Source organism: Streptomyces sp. TOM-9 (assembly GCF_056858595.1).
The window spans coordinates 2393438-2409601 of the sequence record NZ_JBXEQB010000001.1 but is presented as its reverse complement, the minus strand read 5'-3'; the positions used below and the strand labels follow the sequence as shown (position 1 = coordinate 2409601).

Sequence of the window (16164 nt, the reverse complement as noted above, 5' to 3'; positions counted from 1 at the left end):
CCCGCGTCAGGATGAGGAGTCCTGCTGTGGCCGTGCCTGCCGGCGCAGCCACAGCAGGCCGGTCACCGGCACGACGACGGGCAGGAACAGGTAGCCCATGCCGTAGTCGGACCACACGGTCTGGTCCGGGAAGGCCCCGGAGTCGACCAGCGTCAGCGTGCCCACGGTCAGCACGCCGACCAGTTCGAGGGTGCAGCTGACCAGCGCCACCTTCCGCGCGCCCTCGCCGCCCCTCCACAGGGCCACCGTGATCACCGCGTAGAGGACGCCCGCCAGCAGCGAGAGCAGGTAGGCCAGCGGCGCCTCGTCGAACTGCAGGCTGATCTGCACGACCGCGCGGGAGAGCGCGGCGACGGTGAAGACCCCGTACAGGGAGAGCAGCAGCCTGCCCGGCCCGCGGCCGATCCCGCGCTCGGCGGCGGCCGGCGCAGTGGTGCCCTTCGCGGTCTCAGGCACTGACGCCTCCCCAGATGTCGTGGAGCCGCACCTCGAGCACGGCCAGGACCACCCCGCCCGCGGCCACGATCGCCGAGCCCCAGCGGGTCCGCTCGGTCAGCGACATGAAGCCCGCCGCCGGGACGGTGCAGGCCGCGCCGATCAGGTACGCCACGAAGATCGTCGTACCGTCCACCGGCTTCTCGCCACCGGTGAGCTTGACCACACCTATCACCAGCTGGACCAGCGCCAGCACCGCCACCAGGGCCATGCCGATGAAGTGCCAGTCCTTGGTGGGCTGGTCGCGGAAGGCCGCGTAACCGCACCAGGAGGCCAGGAGCAGCGCCGTGGCCGAAACCACGATCGTGAGCGCGTCGAGCATGGCGCGACTCTATTACGGGCGGGAATCGCCGGGTCCCCACCCCCTGGGTGTCCACATTCCGGACTGAAGGATCGGATATTGGTACGCCGTACGGGCGTCTGCTTTACTGGGGCACATGACCACGACGAACCGCCGCTGCCGCGCGACCGAGGCGATGACGCCCGGTGTTCGTCGTACGTGTCGAATGTGTGCACGCTGAGGGCCCACGCCATCTGAGTCTCGCGCCCCGAAGCGAGACCCGCCCCTCCTGCCACGGATCGCACCTCCCCATGGACCTGGAACTGCAGCAGACCATCCGCCGCTGCCGGCTGGCGCACGACCCCCAGCCGCCCGGCACCCACTGCTGACCTTTCTCCCACGCCCTCCGAAGGGCGCAGCCATGCCATGTCCGCGGTCCATACGCCCCGTGTGCGGCTTTCGTCCGCCGCGCACTCGACAGTGACGGAAATCCAGTGATCACCACAACGGGCCTGACCAAGGTCTACCGTTCCCGTGACCGGGAGACGGTGGCCCTCGACGGCGTCGACCTGCACGTCCGCGAGGGTGAGGTGTACGGCGTCGTCGGTCGCAGCGGCGCCGGCAAGAGCACGCTCATCCGCTGCGTCAACCTGCTGGAGCGGCCCACGTCGGGCACCGTCGAGGTGGGCGGCCGGGACCTGACCGCGCTCGCCGGCCGCTCCGACCGCGCGGGCTCCGCCCTGCGGACCGCCCGCACCGGCATCGGCATGGTCTTCCAGCACTTCAACCTGCTGTCCTCGCGCACCGTCCGGGACAACGTCGAGCTGCCGCTGGAGATCCTCGGCGTCTCCGGCCGCGAGCGCCGCCGCAAGGCCCTCGAACTGCTCGACCTGGTCGGCCTCGCCGACAAGGCCCGCGCCTTCCCGGCGCAGCTGTCCGGCGGCCAGAAGCAGCGCGTCGGGATCGCCCGCGCCCTGGCCGGCGACCCCAAGGTGCTCCTCTCCGACGAGGCCACCTCGGCGCTCGACCCCGAGACCACCCGCTCGATCCTGCAACTGCTGCGCGAACTCAACCAGCAGCTCGGCCTGACCATCCTGCTCATCACCCACGAGATGGACGTGGTCAAAGCCATCTGCGACTCCGCCGCGCTGATGAAGGGAGGCCGCATCGTGGAATCCGGCAAGGTCACCGACCTGCTCGCCACGCCCGGCTCCGAACTGGCCCACGAACTCTTCCCGGTCGGCGGTGAGCCGTCCGGCGAGGGCCGCACCGTGGTCGACCTGACCTTCCACGGTGAGGCCGCCACCGAGCCCGTCATCTCCCAGCTCTCCCGCACCTACAACATCGACATCTCCGTGCTCGGCGCCGCCCTGGAGACCATCGGCGGCCGCCAGGTCGGCCGGATGCGGATCGAGCTGCCCGGCGCCTTCGAGGACAACGTGGTGCCGATCGGCTTCCTCCGTGAGAAGGGCCTCCAGGTCGACGTCGCCCCGGTCGGCGGCGACGAGCTGGTCCAGGAGGGCGCGAAGTGAGCTGGTCGGAAATGCAGCCGCTGCTGTCGCAGGCCTGTTGGGAAACCCTGATCATGGTCGGCTGGTCCACCCTGATCGCGGTGGCCGGGGGACTCCCGCTGGGCGTCCTGCTGGTGCTGACCGACCGCGGCGGGCTGCTGCGCAACGCCACGGTCAACAAGGTCGTCGGCGTGGTCGTGAACCTCGGCCGCTCGCTGCCCTTCCTCATCCTGATGATCTCGGTGCTGCCCTTCACCCGTTGGGTGATCGGCACCACCATCGGCGCCGAGGCCATGGTCGTCCCGCTCTCCATCGGCGCCATCCCGTTCCTCGCGCGGCTGGTGGAGACCTCCGTCCGCGAGGTCGACGACGGACTCGTCGAAGCCGTCCAGGCCATGGGCGGCAGCACCTGGACGGTCGTCCGCAAGGCCCTGCTGCCCGAGTCGCTGCCCTCCCTGATCGCCGGGCTCACCACCACGGTGATCGCGCTCGTCGGCTACTCCGCCATGGCCGGCACCATCGGCGGCGGAGGTCTCGGCGACCTGGCCATCCGCTACGGCTACCAGCGTTTCGAGACCTCCCTGATGCTCGTCACGATCGGCGTGCTGATCGTCATCGTGACCGCCGTCCAGCTCGCCGGCGACCTCGCCGCCCGCAGCGCCTCGCACCGCGGCCGCACCTCCACCGCGCCCCGGCTGCGCCTGCTGCGCCCGGCCGCGACCCCCGAAGCCTCCTGACACCGCAAGGCAACACCGTTCCAGAAAGGCACTTTTCGTGCGTACCAGCATCAAGATCACGACCGCCGTCCTCGCCTCCGCCGGCCTCACCCTCGGTTTGACCGCCTGCGGCGCGGACTCCGGCTCCGAGAAGGACAGCGCGAGCGACCCGCTCGTCGTCGCCGCGAGCCCCGTCCCGCACGCGGAGATCCTCAACTTCGTCAGGGACAACCTGGCGGCCAAGGCCGGGCTCAAGCTCGAGGTGAAGGAGTTCAGCGACTACGTGACGCCGAACACCGCCACCGAGGACGGCTCCGTCGACGCCAACTACTTCCAGAACCAGCCCTACCTGGACGACTTCAACAAGAAGAAGGGCACCCACATCGTGCCCGTCGTCACGGTGCACCTGGAGCCGCTGGGCCTGTACTCCGACAAGCTGAAGTCGGCCGACGCGATCAAGAACGGTGCCACGATAGCCGTCGCCAACGACGCGGTGAACGAGGCCCGCGGCCTCAAGCTGCTCGCCGCAGGCGGCCTGATCACCCTCAAGGAGGGCGTCGGCAACGAGGCCACCCCCGCCGACATCACCGCCAACCCCAAGAACCTGAAGTTCAAGGAGCTGGAGGCCGCCCAGCTGCCGCGCTCCCTGCAGGACGTCGACGCCGCCGTCATCAACGGCAACTACGCCATCTCCGCGGGCCTCAAGCCCGCCGAGGACGCCCTGGTTCTGGAGTCCGCCGACAACAACCCCTACGGCAACTTCCTCGCCGTCAAGGAGGGCGAGGAGAAGGACCCGCGCGTGCTGAAGCTCAAGAAGCTGCTCACCTCGCCCGAGGTGAAGAAGTTCATCGAGGACAAGTACGCCGGTTCCGTCATCCCCTCCTTCTGACCCGCCGGGCCCGGGCGGGGGGCGGGCAGCGCGTTCACCGCGCCCCGCCCCCCGCCGCCCCCGGCCAGTCCAGCAGCAGCTGCTGCGCGCGCGGCAGCCGTGCCACGACCAGGTCGTACGAGTCCTCGACCAGCTCGCAGACCATCGCGTCGGGCAGCGAGCCGTCCAGCGTCACCGTGTTCCAGTGGCGCTTGTTCAGGTGCCAACCGGGCGCGACCGCCGCATGCTCCGCCCGCAGCCGCACCGCCAGGTCGGGCTCGCACTTCAGGCTCACCTTCAGCGGCTCGCCCCCCAGCGCGCTGATCGCGAAGATCCTCCCGCCGACCTTGAAGACGGTCACCTCCGGGTCACGCGGGAAGGGGTTCTCCTCCACCGCGCCGCTGAAACCGAGGCAGAAGCCCCTCATCCCGTCCGCGTCCATGCGCCCATTCAACAGGGCGCCACCGACAGACCCGGGGGATCAGCGCCGCCGCACCCAGTACACGTCCGTCGTGTAGGGCATGTCCACGGCGTCCTTGCCGCGCGTGGCGTCGTGCCCTGCCAGCACCGCCTCCACCTCGGCCAGCACCCGTTCCTGCTCCGCCGGGTCCATCACCGCGATGTGGCTGGAGGACGTCATCCGCTCCACCACGTCCGAGACCGTCGTGGAGTGCAGGTTCGGCCAGTGCCGCTCGTGCACCCGCGACCAGCCCCGGCGGCCGGTGAAGGCCTTGCGCCAGCCGTCGTCCAGCGGGCTCGGCAGATCACGCGGCGCGAGCCGGAAGACGATGTCCTGGTAGTCCCGCACCCAGGGGACCGAGGTGTCGTAGGTGTTCCACACCAGGGCCAGCGAACCGCCCGGCCGCAGCAGGCGCTCGACCTCCGCCAGGGCCTCCTCCTCCTGGAACCAGTGCCAGGACTGCGCGGCCACCACCGCGTCCGCGCACCCGTCCGGCAGGCCCGTGGCCTCGGCCGTCCCGGCCGACACCCGCACCCCCGGCAGCAGCTCCGCGAGCCGCTCCCGCATCTCCGTCACCGGCTCGACCGCGATCACCTCGGCGCCGGTCAGCGCCAGCAGACGGGTGAACTTGCCGGTGCCGGCACCCAGGTCGACCACCGTGCGGCCCGCCTCGAGGGGCAGCGCGTCCGCCAACTCGGCCAGGGCCGCCATGGGGTACGAGGGTCGCGACCGCTCGTACACACCCGCGGCCCGCTGATATCCGACTCCTGCTGCGTGGTGCACCGTCACGCGGGCAGACGCTAGCAGGACCGTATGACCACAGGCGTAGCGGACCTGCGGAAAAGCCGGGGAACAGCACACCAACTGCTCCCGTCGTGCCGATGGTTGGACGTACGCTGGGGCGACGGCCGCGCAGGCCCCCGCGGCGACCCGGTCCTGCGGTGACCCGGTGGATGTTGCATGCTGTGCACTTCACACATGCCCTGGCTACGGAGCGTCGAATGACCAGCTTCCCGGAGATCTCCATCAGTACGGAGCGGCTGGTGCTGCGCACGTACGAGGAGTCCGACGTCCCCGCCCTGGCGGAGATGATGAACGACGAGTCCGTCATCGCCTGGACCTCCGTGCCGTATCCCTACACCGAGGCGGACGCCCGCTCCTTCATCGCCGGGTTCGCCCCCGCCGAGCGCGCGGAAGGCCGCGGCATCGTGCTTGCCGTCACGGAGTTCCTCACCCAGCGGCTGGTCGGCACCGTCCACCTGCAGCGCACCGACTGGCGCATCCGCAGCAGCGAGGCGGGCTACATGATCGCCCCCTGGGCGCGCGGCGAGGGCTACGCGGCGGAGGCCGTCCAGGCCACCGCCCAGTGGCTCTTCGACGACCAGAAGTTCGAGCGCCTGGAACTGCGCACCGCCGCGGACAACGCCGCCTCGCAGCAGGTCGCGCAGAAGATCGGCTGCATCAGCGAGGGCGTGCTCCGCAACGCCGGCCTGGTCCGCACGCAGACGGAGGGCGGCCGCTGGGAGGAGATCCGCACCGACCTGATCGTCTGGAGCCTGCTCCCGGAGGACCTCGACGGCCTCGCGGAGGAGTCCGCCGACGGCTCCGACTACGCGGCGTACGCCGACTGGCAGTGAGCACCCGCTAGCGCAAGATCCTGGCCGGGGTACTGTGCACACCCCGGGATCACCTCACCCCCGGGCACCACACCGCGACGCGCCCAGGAGGCAGGACGACGATGGCCGACCGTGTCACCGTGATCGGGTGGGACGGCTCACCACCGGGCGAGGCAGCGCGCTCCGCGCTGTCGGCCGCCACCCTGGTGGCCGGGACCCGGCACCACCTGGCACTGCCGTTCGTGCCGGAGGACGCCGAGCGGATCGTACTGGGCAGCATCGACCTGGCCGCCCGCCGCATCGCGCGGCACCGCGGCACCGCGGTCGTCCTCGCCGACGGCGACCCCGGCTTCTTCGGCGTCGTCCGCGCCCTGCGCACCCCCGAGTACGGGCTGGAGGTCGAGGTCGTCCCCGGCGTCTCCTCGGTCGCCCAGGCCTTCGCCCGGGCCGGGATGCCCTGGGACGACGCCCGGGTGGTCGTGGCGCACACCCGCACCCTGCGGCGGGCCGTCAACGTCTGCCGCGCCCATCCCAAGGTCGCCGTGCTCACGGCCCCCGGCGCCGGGCCGGCCGAACTCGCCCTGCTGCTCGGCGACGAGCACCGCACCTTCGTGATCTGCGAAGCCCTCGGCACCGAGCACGAGCAGGTCACCGTGCTCACCTCCGACAAGGTCGCCGACCACACCTGGCGGGACCCCAACGTCGTCCTCGTCGTCGGTGCCGCCCCGGCCGCCGCCCCCGCCCATGTTCCGGTTCCGGCCGCCGCCGCGCAGGCCGGCTGGCTCGCCGGCGGGGACCCCGACTCGTCCGACCGCGTACGGGGCTGGGCGCTGCCCGCCGAGCGGTACGTGCCCGGGGACGGCCCGGCGCACCTGCGCGCCCTGCAACTGGCCCGGCTCGGACCGCGGGCCGGCGACCTGCTCTGGGACATCGGCGCCGGCGGCGGGGCCGTCGCCGTGGAGGCGGCGCGGTTCGGCGCGGCCGTCATCGCGGTGGAGGCCGACGCCGCGGCGTGCGACCGGATCGAGGACACCGCACGGGACTTCGGGGTCCAGGTCCGGGTCGTCCACGGCCAGGCCCCGCACGTGCTGGAGGACCTTCCGGAACCGGACATCGTGCGCATCGGAGGCGGCGGACCGGAGGTCGTCGCCGCCTGCGCCGCGCGCCGGCCGGAGCGAATCGCCGCGAGCGCGGCGAACCGGGACGAGGCCGAAGCCGTCAGCCGCGCCCTCGACGAGGGCGGATACACCGTGGAACGCGCGTTGTTGCAGGCAGTCGAGCTGGACGACGAGTGGTCCGAGCGGGAGCGCACGGTGGTCTTCGCGCTCCTCGGACACCGCAGGTGAGCCAGTGGGTTGCGCCCGCATTGGCACCGGTTTGAGGTGAACCCCCCTGAGCACGCGCGGGCACACGCACGGTAGGCTGACGGACCGCTGTGCCGTTGTCGCGCATTGACGTCGCGTGAGGGCTGATCAGTAATGGTCAGTACCGGTCAATCGCCGTCGTCGTGCCGGTTGCCGCCCACGCTCGTTCTCTCTGTGGGCAGTGTGCTCGGCGCAGCGATGGAAGGAGCGAAACCGATGGGCGAGGGGCACGCATGACTGACACCGGCCAGGTCCCGGGTGAGGGGCTGCCGGAGAACGCAGGCGAAGAAGCGGTTCTGCAGCCGCACGCCGACCTTCCCGGCAGTGGCGCGCAGCAGCAGTCCGTCCCCTCGTGGGATGTCGATCCGCTCACCGCGCCGGTTCCTCCCGAGTACCACTACCTCGACCAGCCTTCCGGCCCGGTGCCGGTGGAGGAGGACGAGGAGATGCTGCTGATGCCCGGTCTGCAGGGGTCCTGGGGCGACCCGCAGCCCGTGCCGCCGCAGCCGGCGCCGGTCGCCGCCGTACCCGTTCCGGCGCCCGCTCCCGTGATCCCGGCCGCGCCGGTCCCGGCGCAGGCCCCCGCCCCCACCCCCGTGCCGGTCGAGCACACCCCGCACGGGGTTCCGGTGGCGCCGCAGGGCATCGAGCACGACGCCCACGAGAGCGGCGGCCGCGACTCCGTCTCCCTCGACTACTCCGCCGTCCGCACGGAGATGCAGGTCGCACCGGGCGTGCCGGCCCCGGAACCGGTCCCGGCCGAGCAGGCCGTGCCGCCGCAGCCCGCCCCGTTCGTGATCGAGCACGCGGTGCCGGAGCAGGCCGTGCCCGTGGCCGCGGAGCCCGTCGCGCAGCCCGGGCCCGCGGAGGAGGCCGTCCAGGTCCGCGCGGCCGAGCCGGCCCCGCAGCCCCATGTGCCCGCGCAGGCGCAGCTGCAGGAGACCGCTCCCGTACCGCCGCGGCGCCCGCTCCACATGGGCCCCCCGATCCCGGACCCGTCCAACGGCGGCGGCATCGTGCGCTCCCTGGCCGACCGCGGCCCGGCCACGCCGCCGCCCGCGCCGCAGCCGGTCCCGGCGCCCATGCCCCAGTCCGGGCCGCCCACCATCGGACCGGAGTACCTGGACATCCCCCGCGACGAGGCCCCCGCCGAGACCCAGGCGCCGGTGCCGGCCCCCGCGTCCGGCGAGACCTGGACGGCCCCGGTGCCGGAGGCCGTCGTGCCCGCGCCCGCACCCGCACCGGAACCCGAGCCGGTGGCCGCCCCCGCGTCGCCGCTGGAAACCCCGGACGAGCCGCTGCCGTTCGGCATGGAGCCCGCCGCCGAGGTGCCCGTGGCACCGGTCGTACCGGAGGCGCCCGAGCCCGTCGCGGTGCCCGAAGCTGTCGCGGAGCCCGAGCCGGTCGCGGTCGTACCGGAGCCGGTCGTCGTCGTGTCGGAGCCGGAGCCGGAGCCGGTCGTCGAGGCCGTGGTGGAGCCCGAGCCCGAGCCCGTGCCCGTCGTGGAGCCGGAGGCGCCCGTCGCAGTCGAGCCGGTCGCCGAGCCCGCACCCGCCGCGGTCGTGCAGGAGGAGACCCCGGTCACCGTCGCCGAGCCGCAGGCGTCCGAGGAGCCCGAGGCGCCGGTCGCCGACGAAGAGGACCCGGAGCTGCTGCTGCCCGCCGCCGAGGGCTACGACCCCGCCGTACGGGACGCCGTGCACCGCGTCATCCGCGAGCGCCGGGACATCCGCAACGGCTTCCGCAAGGACCCGATCCCGCACGAGGTGCTGATCCGCGTGCTGGAGGCGGCGCACACCGCGCCGAGCGTCGGCCACTCCCAGCCGTGGGACTTCGTCGTCATCCGCTCCGCCAAGACCCGGGAGCGCATGCACGAGCTCGCCATGCAGCAGCGCGAGGCGTACGCCAAGTCCCTCCCCAAGGGCCGCGCCAAGCAGTTCCGCGAGCTGAAGATCGAGGCGATCCTCGACACCCCGGTCAACATCGTCGTCACCGCCGACCCCACCCGCGGCGGCCGCCACACGCTGGGCCGTTATACCCAGCCGCAGATGGCCCCGTACTCGTCGGCGCTCGCCGTGGAGAACCTCTGGCTCGCCGCGCGCGCCGAGGGCCTCGGCGTCGGCTGGGTCAGCTTCTTCGACGAACGCGAGATGGTCCGCGAACTCGGGCTGCCCGAGCACCTCGAGGTCGTCGCGTACCTCTGCGTCGGCTACGTCGACGAGTTCCCCGAGGACCCCGAACTGGTGCAGTCCGGCTGGTCCAAGCGGCGCCCGCTGGCCTGGGTCGTCCACGAGGAGGAGTACGGCAACCGGGCCCTGCCCGGCGAGGAGCCGCACGACCTCCTGGAGGAGACCCTCCGCGGCATCCGCCCGCTCGACGCGAAGGCGCTCGGCGAGGCCTGGGAGCGGCAGAAGCGGATGACCAAGCCGGCCGGCGCGCTCGGCATGCTGGAGATCATCTCCGCGCAGCTCAGCGGCCTGTCCCGGCAGTGCCCGCCGCCCATCCCGGAGCCCGCGGCCGTCGCGATCTTCGCTGGGGACCACGGGGTGCACGCCCAGGGCGTCACCGCCTGGCCCCAGGAGGTCACCGGCCAGATGGTCGCCAACTTCCTCGGCGGCGGGGCCGTGTGCAACGCCTTCGCCCACCAGGTGGGCGCCGAGGTGTGCGTGGTGGACGTCGGCGTCGCCTCCGACCTGCCCAGCACCCCCGGTCTGCTGCCCCGCAAGGTCCGTCCCGGCACCGCCGACATGACCGCCGGGCCCGCCATGTCGCGCGAGGAGGCACTGCGCGCGATCGAGGTCGGCATCGAGACCGCCCGCGACCTCGTCGCCGCGGGCAACAAGGCGCTGCTCACCGGGGAGATGGGGGTCGCCAACACCACCGTCTCCGCGGCCCTGATCTCCGTCTACACCGGGGTCGACCCGGCGGAGGTCACCGGCCGCGGCACCGGCATCAACGACGAGATGCACGCCCGCAAGATCGACGTCGTGCGGCGCGCCCTCGAACTCCACCGGCCCGACCCGTCCGACCCGATCGAGGTCCTCGCGGCGATCGGCGGCCTCGAGCACGCGGCCATGGTGGGCCTGCTGCTCGGCGCCGCGTCCCTGCGGACCCCGGTCATCCTCGACGGCGTCAGCGCGGGCGCGGCCGCCCTGGTGGCCCGCGCCATCGCCCCCGAGGTCCTCGCGGCCTGCATCGCCGGCCACCGCAGCGCGGAGCCCGGCCACCGCGCGGCGCTGACCAAGCTCGGCCTGCGCCCGCTCGTCGAACTCGACCTGCGCCTCGGCGAGGGCACCGGCGCGCTGCTGGCGCTGCCGCTGGTGCAGAGTGCTGCGCGGGCGATGCACGAGGTGGCGACGTTCGACTCTGCGGGGGTCACCGAGAAGTCCTGACGCGGGCGGTCGTGGTGGGCGGGGGATTTTCCCGCCGCCCTCCCTCCCCCAGCCTTCGGCCGGGGGGGACCCCCATGGGCGCACCCCGCCACACCCCCTCCCACGAGTTGGGGCGACTGACGGCCGGTGGGGGGTGAGTGAGGCACTTGCGGCGACCCCGGACCGCGCTCTCAGCCACCCTCCGGCCGTTGGTCGCCGCACGATACTGAGGGGGCGGTGGAGTTGGGGGCACCCCCGGCCGAAGGCTGGGGGAGGGCGGGCGTTCTGGACGCTGATGTGTATGTGTTGTGCGGCACAGACGGCACGACCTGGACCGCCCGCCATGCACATAAATATGCGGTACAGAATGCCCAGCCCCGGAGGCCCCGACCCCGGCCCACCACGCACGCGCGAAGCCCGCACCAACCGCGCCGGATGGGGGTCCCCCCGGCCGAAGGCTGGGGGAGGGCGGGTGGGTGGGGGATGCCCGCCGCAGGCGCAAACAACCCGCACACAATGACAACGGCAAGCGCACCGCAGGTGTGATCTTGGGCGCTGCGGCGCAGCCACCCCGCACCGTAGGGTTGGTGCGGGGCAGGGTCGCCCCGCACCCCCGCAACCCCACCCCCCGCCGCGCCGCAAGGCACACCCGAGGAGCCGCACCGCCATGACTGCCGCCGAGGACCGCAACGACGCACCCGCCTACCCCGTCGGACTGCGCCTCACGGGCCGCCGCGTGGTCGTCCTCGGCGGTGGCCAGGTCGCCCAGCGCAGGCTGCCGCCGCTGGTGGCGGCCGGCGCCGACGTCGTCCTGGTCTCCCCGTCCGCGACGCCGTCCGTGGACGCGATGGCCGCCGCGGGCGAGATCCGCTGGGAGCGCCGTCGTTACCGGCCGGGCGACCTGGCCGACGCCTGGTACGCGCTCATCGCCACCACCGACCCCGAGGCGAACGCCGCAGCCTCCGCGGAGGCGGAGGAGCGCCGCGTGTGGTGCGTCCGCAGCGACGACGCCGAGGCGGCGACCGCGTGGACGCCGGCGACCGGCCGTACGGAGGGCGTGACCGTCGCCGTCCTCACCGGACGGGACCCGCGGCGTTCGGCAGCCGTGCGGGACGCGATCGTTGAGGGTCTGCGCGACGGGTCGCTCGCCGCGCCGCAGCACCGGGGGAGGACCCCGGGCGTGGCGCTGGTCGGCGGTGGTCCGGGTGACCCGGACCTGATCACGGTGCGAGGCCGCCGGCTGCTCGCGGAGGCGGACGTCGTCATCGCCGACCGGCTCGGCCCGCGCGATCTGCTCGACGAACTGCCGCCGCACGTCGAGGTGATCGACGCCGCGAAGATCCCGTACGGCCGGGCGATGGCCCAGGAGGCGATCAACGCGGCGCTGATCGAGCACGCGAAGGCCGGCAAGGCGGTCGTGCGGCTCAAGGGCGGGGACCCGTACGTGTTCGGGCGCGGGATGGAGGAGGCGGAGGCGCTCGCGGAGGCGGGCATCCCGTGCACCGTCGTGCCGGGGATCTCCAGTTCCATCAGCGTCCCGGCCGCCGCCGGCATCCCGGTCACGCACCGGGGGGTGGCGCACGAGTTCACCGTGGTCAGCGGCCATGTGGCCCCGGAGGACCCGCGCTCGCTCGTGGACTGGGCGGCGCTCGCCCGGCTGCGCGGAACGCTGGTGCTGCTGATGGCCGTGGAGCGGATCGGCTCGATCGCGGCGGCGCTCGTGGAGCACGGCCGGGGCGCGGACACCCCCGTCGCGGTGATCCAAGAGGGCACGACGGCGGCCCAGCGCCGGGTCGACGCGACGCTCGCGACGGTGGGGGAGCGGGTGGCGCAGGAGGGCATCCGGCCGCCCGCGGTGATCGTCGTCGGCGAGGTCGTCGCCGTGGGCGATCGCGTAACCGGCGGTAACCAGTGACGTCGGTGCCGTTGGCACCGCACTTCGGACAAGGCAGTATCACCCTGTGGCTGAGCTCATCACCATCGACGACCCCGACGACCCGCGTCTGCACGACTACACGTCGCTGACCGACGTGGAGCTGCGCCGACGCCGCGAGCCCGCCGAGGGGCTGTTCATCGCGGAGGGCGAGAAGGTCATCCGGCGCGCCCGGCAGGCCGGTTACCGCATGCGCTCCATGCTGCTGTCGGCCAAGTGGGTCGACGTCATGCGGGACGTCATCGACGAGGTCCCGGCGCCGGTCTACGCGGTCAGCCCCGAACTCGCCGAGCAGGTGACCGGCTACCACGTGCACCGCGGCGCCCTCGCCTCGATGCAGCGCAGGCAACTGCCCGACGCGGCGGCCCTGCTGGGCGACGCGCGGCGGATCGTCGTCATGGAGTCGGTCAACGACCACACCAACATCGGCGCCATCTTCCGCAGCGCCGCCGCCCTCGGCATGGACGCCGTCCTGCTCTCCCCGGACTGCGCCGACCCGCTGTACCGCAGGTCGGTCAAGGTCTCGATGGGCGCCGTCTTCTCCGTCCCGTACGCCCGGCTGGAGAGCTGGCCCCGGGACCTGGAGGCGGTCCGGGAGGCGGGTTTCAAGCTGCTCGCGCTGACCCCCGACGAGAAGGCCACCGACATCGACGAGGCCGCCCCGCACCGGCTGGAACGCGCGGCGCTGATGCTCGGCGCCGAGGGCGACGGCCTGTCGACCCGCGCCCTGGTCGCCGCCGACGAGTGGGTGCGCATCCCCATGGCGCACGGGGTGGACTCCCTGAACGTGGGGGCGGCCGCCGCGGTCGCGTTCTACGCGGTGGCGACCGGCCGCCCCCGGGACTGACTCAGCCCGCCGCGGCCGGCAGGTCCACCAGGGCGGCGAGGGCCGCCCGGTGGCGGCCGGGCGTGCCGAGGGCGATCTCGTCGGCCTTGGCGCGCTTCAGCCGCAGGTGGGCCGGGTGCTCCCAGGTCATGCCGATGCCGCCGTGCAGTTGGACGCACTCCTCGGCGGCCCGCACGGCGACCGGTGCGCAGAACGCCTGCGCCACGGCGACCGCGACCGGAGCGCCCGCGCTGTCGGCCGCGAGCGCGTCGGCGGCGTTGCGCGCGGCGGCGCGGGACTGGACGACCTCGAGCCACAGGTCCGCGAGCCGGTGCTTGAGGGACTGGAAGGAGCCCACGACCCGGCCGAACTGGTGACGCTCCTTCAGGTACGCCACCGTCTCGTCCAGGCACCACTGGGCCAGGCCCAGTTGCTCCGAGGCCAGCAGCCCCGCCCCCGTCAGCAGGGCCCGTTCCACGGCCGCCGCAGCGGTCCCGGGCCCGGCGAGCCGGCGGGCCGCCGCCCCGTCGAAGGAGACGTCCGCGATCGGCCGGGTCAGGTCGAGCGGCACCGGTACGGACAGGGCGACCCCGGGCGCGTCGGTGCGCACCTCGTAGAGCCCGGGACCGTCCGGACCGAACGCGGGCACGATCAGCACGTCCGCGGCGGTCGCGTCGGCGACGCTGGTCACGCGCCCGGCGAGGACGCCGTCCGCGTCGGCCCGTACCCCCTGGGAGACGTCCGCGCCCGGCGCCGTGGGCAGCGGCACGGCCAGGGCGGCCGTCTGCTCGCCCTCCGCGAGGCGCGTCACGACGGCGTCGGCCTCCGCGGTGCCGGCCGCCAGCAGCGCCGTCGTGGCCAGCACGGCGCTGCCCAGGAAGGGCACCGGCGCCACGAAGGCCCCCAGCTCCTCCAGCACGACCGCGGCCTCCCGCGCGGAGGCGCCCTGGCCGCCGAGCTTCTCCGGCACCAGCAGCCCCGCGACCCCCACTTCCCGGGCCAGGGTCCGCCACAGCGCGGCGTCGTACGGCTCGTCGCCCTCGCAGCGCGCCAGGACGTCCGCCGGTGCGCACCGGTCGGTGAGCAGACCGCGTACCGCGGCGCGCAGGTCGTTCTCGACGTCGGAGTAGAGCAGGTCGGAGCTCATCGCGGCAGGTCCTTCCAGGGGACGTCCTTGTCCGTACGGGGCTCGGAGGGCAGGCCGAGGACGCGCTCGGAGATGATGTTGCGGAGGATCTCGGACGTACCGCCCTCGATCGAATTGCCCTTGGCCCGCAGATAGCGGTAACCGGCGTCGCGGCCGTAGAAGTCGACAATCTCCGGGCGGCTCATCGTCCACTCGCCGTACCGCAGCCCGTCCTCGCCGAGCAGCTCCACCTCCAGACCGCTGATGCGCTGGTTGAGCGAGGCGAACGCCAGCTTCATGCCCGAGCCCTCGGGGCCCGGGGCGCCCACCGCGAGCTGCTGGCGCAGCCGTTCGCCCGTGAGGCGGGTGACCTCGGCGTCCACCCACAGCCGCAGCAGCCGGTCGTGCAGGTCCGGCGTGCGCAGCTCGGGCCGCTCCCGCCACGTCGCGGTGACGGTGCCGATCATCCCGCCCTCGCGGGGGAGCGCGGTGCCGCCGATGGCGACCCGCTCGTTCATCAGCGTCGTCTGCGCCACGCGCCAGCCGTCGCCGACCTCGCCGAGACGGTGGGCGTCGGGGATCCGCACGTCCGTGAGGAAGACCTCGTTGAACTCGGCCTCACCCGTGATCTGCCGCAACGGCCGCACCTCGACGCCCGGGTCCGTCATGTCGCACACGAAGTACGTGATGCCCTGGTGCTTGGGGACGTCCGGGTCGGTGCGGGCGATCAGGATCGCCCAGCGCGCGTTGTGGGCGTTGGACGTCCACACCTTCTGGCCGGTGACGACCCAGTCGTCGCCGTCCCGCACCGCGCGGGTGCGCAGGCCCGCCAGGTCCGAGCCGGCGCCGGGCTCGCTGAACAGCTGGCACCAGACCTCCTCCCCGGTCCACAGCGGGCGCAGGAAGCGTGCCTTCTGCTCCTCGGTGCCGTACCGGAGGACGGTGGGGGCCGCCATCCCGAGGCCGATGCCGATCCGGCGCGGTTCGTTGTCCGGCGCCCCGGCGGCCGTCAGTTCGGCGTCCACGACCCCCTGCAGGGTGCGCGGCGCACCCAGCCCGCCGAGGCCCTGCGGGTAGTGCACCCACGCCAGGCCGGCGTCGAACCTGGCCCGCAGAAAGTCCAGGCGGTCCGTCGCCGCCGGATCGTGCGAGGCCAGCAGCGCGCGCACCCGCTCGCGCAGCTCCTCCGGTGTGACCGTCATGCGAATGCGTCCCTCCGCGTGTGCGTAGCACTAAGCAAGCGCTTAGAAACTAGCTCACGGGGTGCCCTCCCGTCACCCCCTGGTGCGGCGCGTCTCGTGTGCGGCGCCGTTGTGGTTGGCGTTGGGGGTATCCCCGCCGCCCTCCCTCCCCCAGCCTTCGGCCGGGGGGACCCCCACAGCGCTCGCGGTTTGGCCCTGCGTCGTTCGGCGCCCGGGTTCGCCGCTCGTCTCCCCCAGCCTTCGGCCGGGGGACCCCCATGGGCGCACCCCGCCACACCCCCTCCCGTGTGTTGGGGCGACTGACGGCCGGTGGGGGGTGAGTGGGGCACTTGCGGCGACCCCGGACCGCTGTCTGAACCCCCACCGGCCGTTGGTCGCCCGCGATACGGAGGGGGC

General features: G+C 73.4%; 14 protein-coding genes. 8 read left to right on the top strand and 6 right to left on the bottom strand.

Annotation, left to right across the window (positions count from 1 at the left end):
- Positions 1–6: 6 nt before the first annotated feature.
- Positions 7–456 (bottom strand): hypothetical protein, encoded by a 450-nt coding sequence (locus AC1VWI_RS11345; protein ID WP_499510849.1) that lies wholly within the window; start codon positions 454–456, stop codon positions 7–9.
- Positions 449–817: a hypothetical protein gene (locus AC1VWI_RS11340; RefSeq protein ID WP_499510848.1), complete on the bottom strand. Its 369-nt coding sequence runs from the start codon at positions 815–817 to the stop codon at positions 449–451. The genes AC1VWI_RS11345 and AC1VWI_RS11340 overlap by 8 nt, the downstream gene beginning before the upstream one ends.
- Before the next feature lie 452 nt (positions 818–1269).
- Here AC1VWI_RS11340 and AC1VWI_RS11335 point away from each other — a divergent pair, with 452 nt between their 5' ends.
- The 3 genes from AC1VWI_RS11335 to AC1VWI_RS11325 are packed head-to-tail and all read left to right on the top strand — an operon-like array spanning position 1270 to position 3891.
- Entirely contained in the window at positions 1270–2307 is a 1038-nt protein-coding gene (locus tag AC1VWI_RS11335) for a methionine ABC transporter ATP-binding protein (protein ID WP_499510847.1), read from the top strand.
- Positions 2304–3023, top strand: coding sequence for a methionine ABC transporter permease (locus AC1VWI_RS11330; RefSeq protein WP_499510846.1), 720 nt, complete (start codon positions 2304–2306; stop codon positions 3021–3023). Before AC1VWI_RS11335 ends, AC1VWI_RS11330 begins: the two co-directional genes overlap by 4 nt.
- 37 nt (positions 3024–3060) lie before the next feature.
- A complete protein-coding gene (locus AC1VWI_RS11325) occupies positions 3061–3891 on the top strand; it encodes a MetQ/NlpA family ABC transporter substrate-binding protein (protein WP_499510845.1) in 831 nt (276 codons plus the stop codon).
- A 34-nt stretch (positions 3892–3925) separates the two neighbouring features.
- On the opposite strand, the gene AC1VWI_RS11320 is transcribed toward AC1VWI_RS11325, so the two are convergent.
- Entirely contained in the window at positions 3926–4312 is a 387-nt protein-coding gene (locus AC1VWI_RS11320; RefSeq protein WP_499510844.1) for an MmcQ/YjbR family DNA-binding protein, read from the bottom strand.
- 39 nt (positions 4313–4351) lie between these two features.
- Positions 4352–5071, bottom strand: a complete 720-nt coding sequence (locus tag AC1VWI_RS11315; protein ID WP_499516772.1) for a class I SAM-dependent methyltransferase — start codon at positions 5069–5071, stop codon at positions 4352–4354.
- A gap of 260 nt (positions 5072–5331) precedes the next feature.
- Here AC1VWI_RS11315 and AC1VWI_RS11310 point away from each other — a divergent pair, with 260 nt between their 5' ends.
- The 5 genes from AC1VWI_RS11310 to AC1VWI_RS11290 all read left to right on the top strand — a co-directional run bounded on the left by AC1VWI_RS11310 (position 5332) and on the right by AC1VWI_RS11290 (position 13461).
- Positions 5332–5967 carry a GNAT family N-acetyltransferase gene (locus tag AC1VWI_RS11310; RefSeq protein ID WP_499510843.1) on the top strand — a complete coding sequence of 212 codons (636 nt, stop codon included), beginning with the start codon at positions 5332–5334 and terminating at the stop codon, positions 5965–5967.
- A 101-nt stretch (positions 5968–6068) separates the two neighbouring features.
- Entirely contained in the window at positions 6069–7292 is a 1224-nt protein-coding gene (gene cbiE, locus AC1VWI_RS11305) for a precorrin-6y C5,15-methyltransferase (decarboxylating) subunit CbiE (RefSeq protein WP_499510842.1), read from the top strand.
- A 251-nt stretch (positions 7293–7543) separates the two neighbouring features.
- Positions 7544–10702, top strand: coding sequence for a nicotinate-nucleotide--dimethylbenzimidazole phosphoribosyltransferase (gene cobT / locus AC1VWI_RS11300; protein WP_499510841.1), 3159 nt, complete (start codon positions 7544–7546; stop codon positions 10700–10702).
- Positions 10703–11348: 646 nt separating this feature from the next.
- Entirely contained in the window at positions 11349–12596 is a 1248-nt protein-coding gene (cobA, locus tag AC1VWI_RS11295) for a uroporphyrinogen-III C-methyltransferase (RefSeq protein ID WP_499510840.1), read from the top strand.
- Positions 12597–12642: 46 nt separating this feature from the next.
- Complete coding sequence (locus AC1VWI_RS11290) at positions 12643–13461, top strand: TrmH family RNA methyltransferase (RefSeq protein ID WP_499510839.1); 819 nt, start codon at positions 12643–12645, stop codon at positions 13459–13461.
- Position 13462: 1 nt separating this feature from the next.
- On the opposite strand, the gene AC1VWI_RS11285 is transcribed toward AC1VWI_RS11290, so the two are convergent.
- Together AC1VWI_RS11285 and AC1VWI_RS11280 are read right to left on the bottom strand one after the other, a co-directional pair.
- Positions 13463–14587 carry an acyl-CoA dehydrogenase family protein gene (locus tag AC1VWI_RS11285; RefSeq protein WP_499510838.1) on the bottom strand — a complete coding sequence of 375 codons (1125 nt, stop codon included), beginning with the start codon at positions 14585–14587 and terminating at the stop codon, positions 13463–13465.
- The gene (locus AC1VWI_RS11280; protein WP_499510837.1) at positions 14584–15768 is read right to left on the bottom strand and encodes an acyl-CoA dehydrogenase family protein; all 1185 of its coding nucleotides are present in this window, start codon (positions 15766–15768) and stop codon (positions 14584–14586) included. The genes AC1VWI_RS11285 and AC1VWI_RS11280 overlap by 4 nt, the downstream gene beginning before the upstream one ends.
- Positions 15769–16164 lie beyond the last annotated feature (396 nt).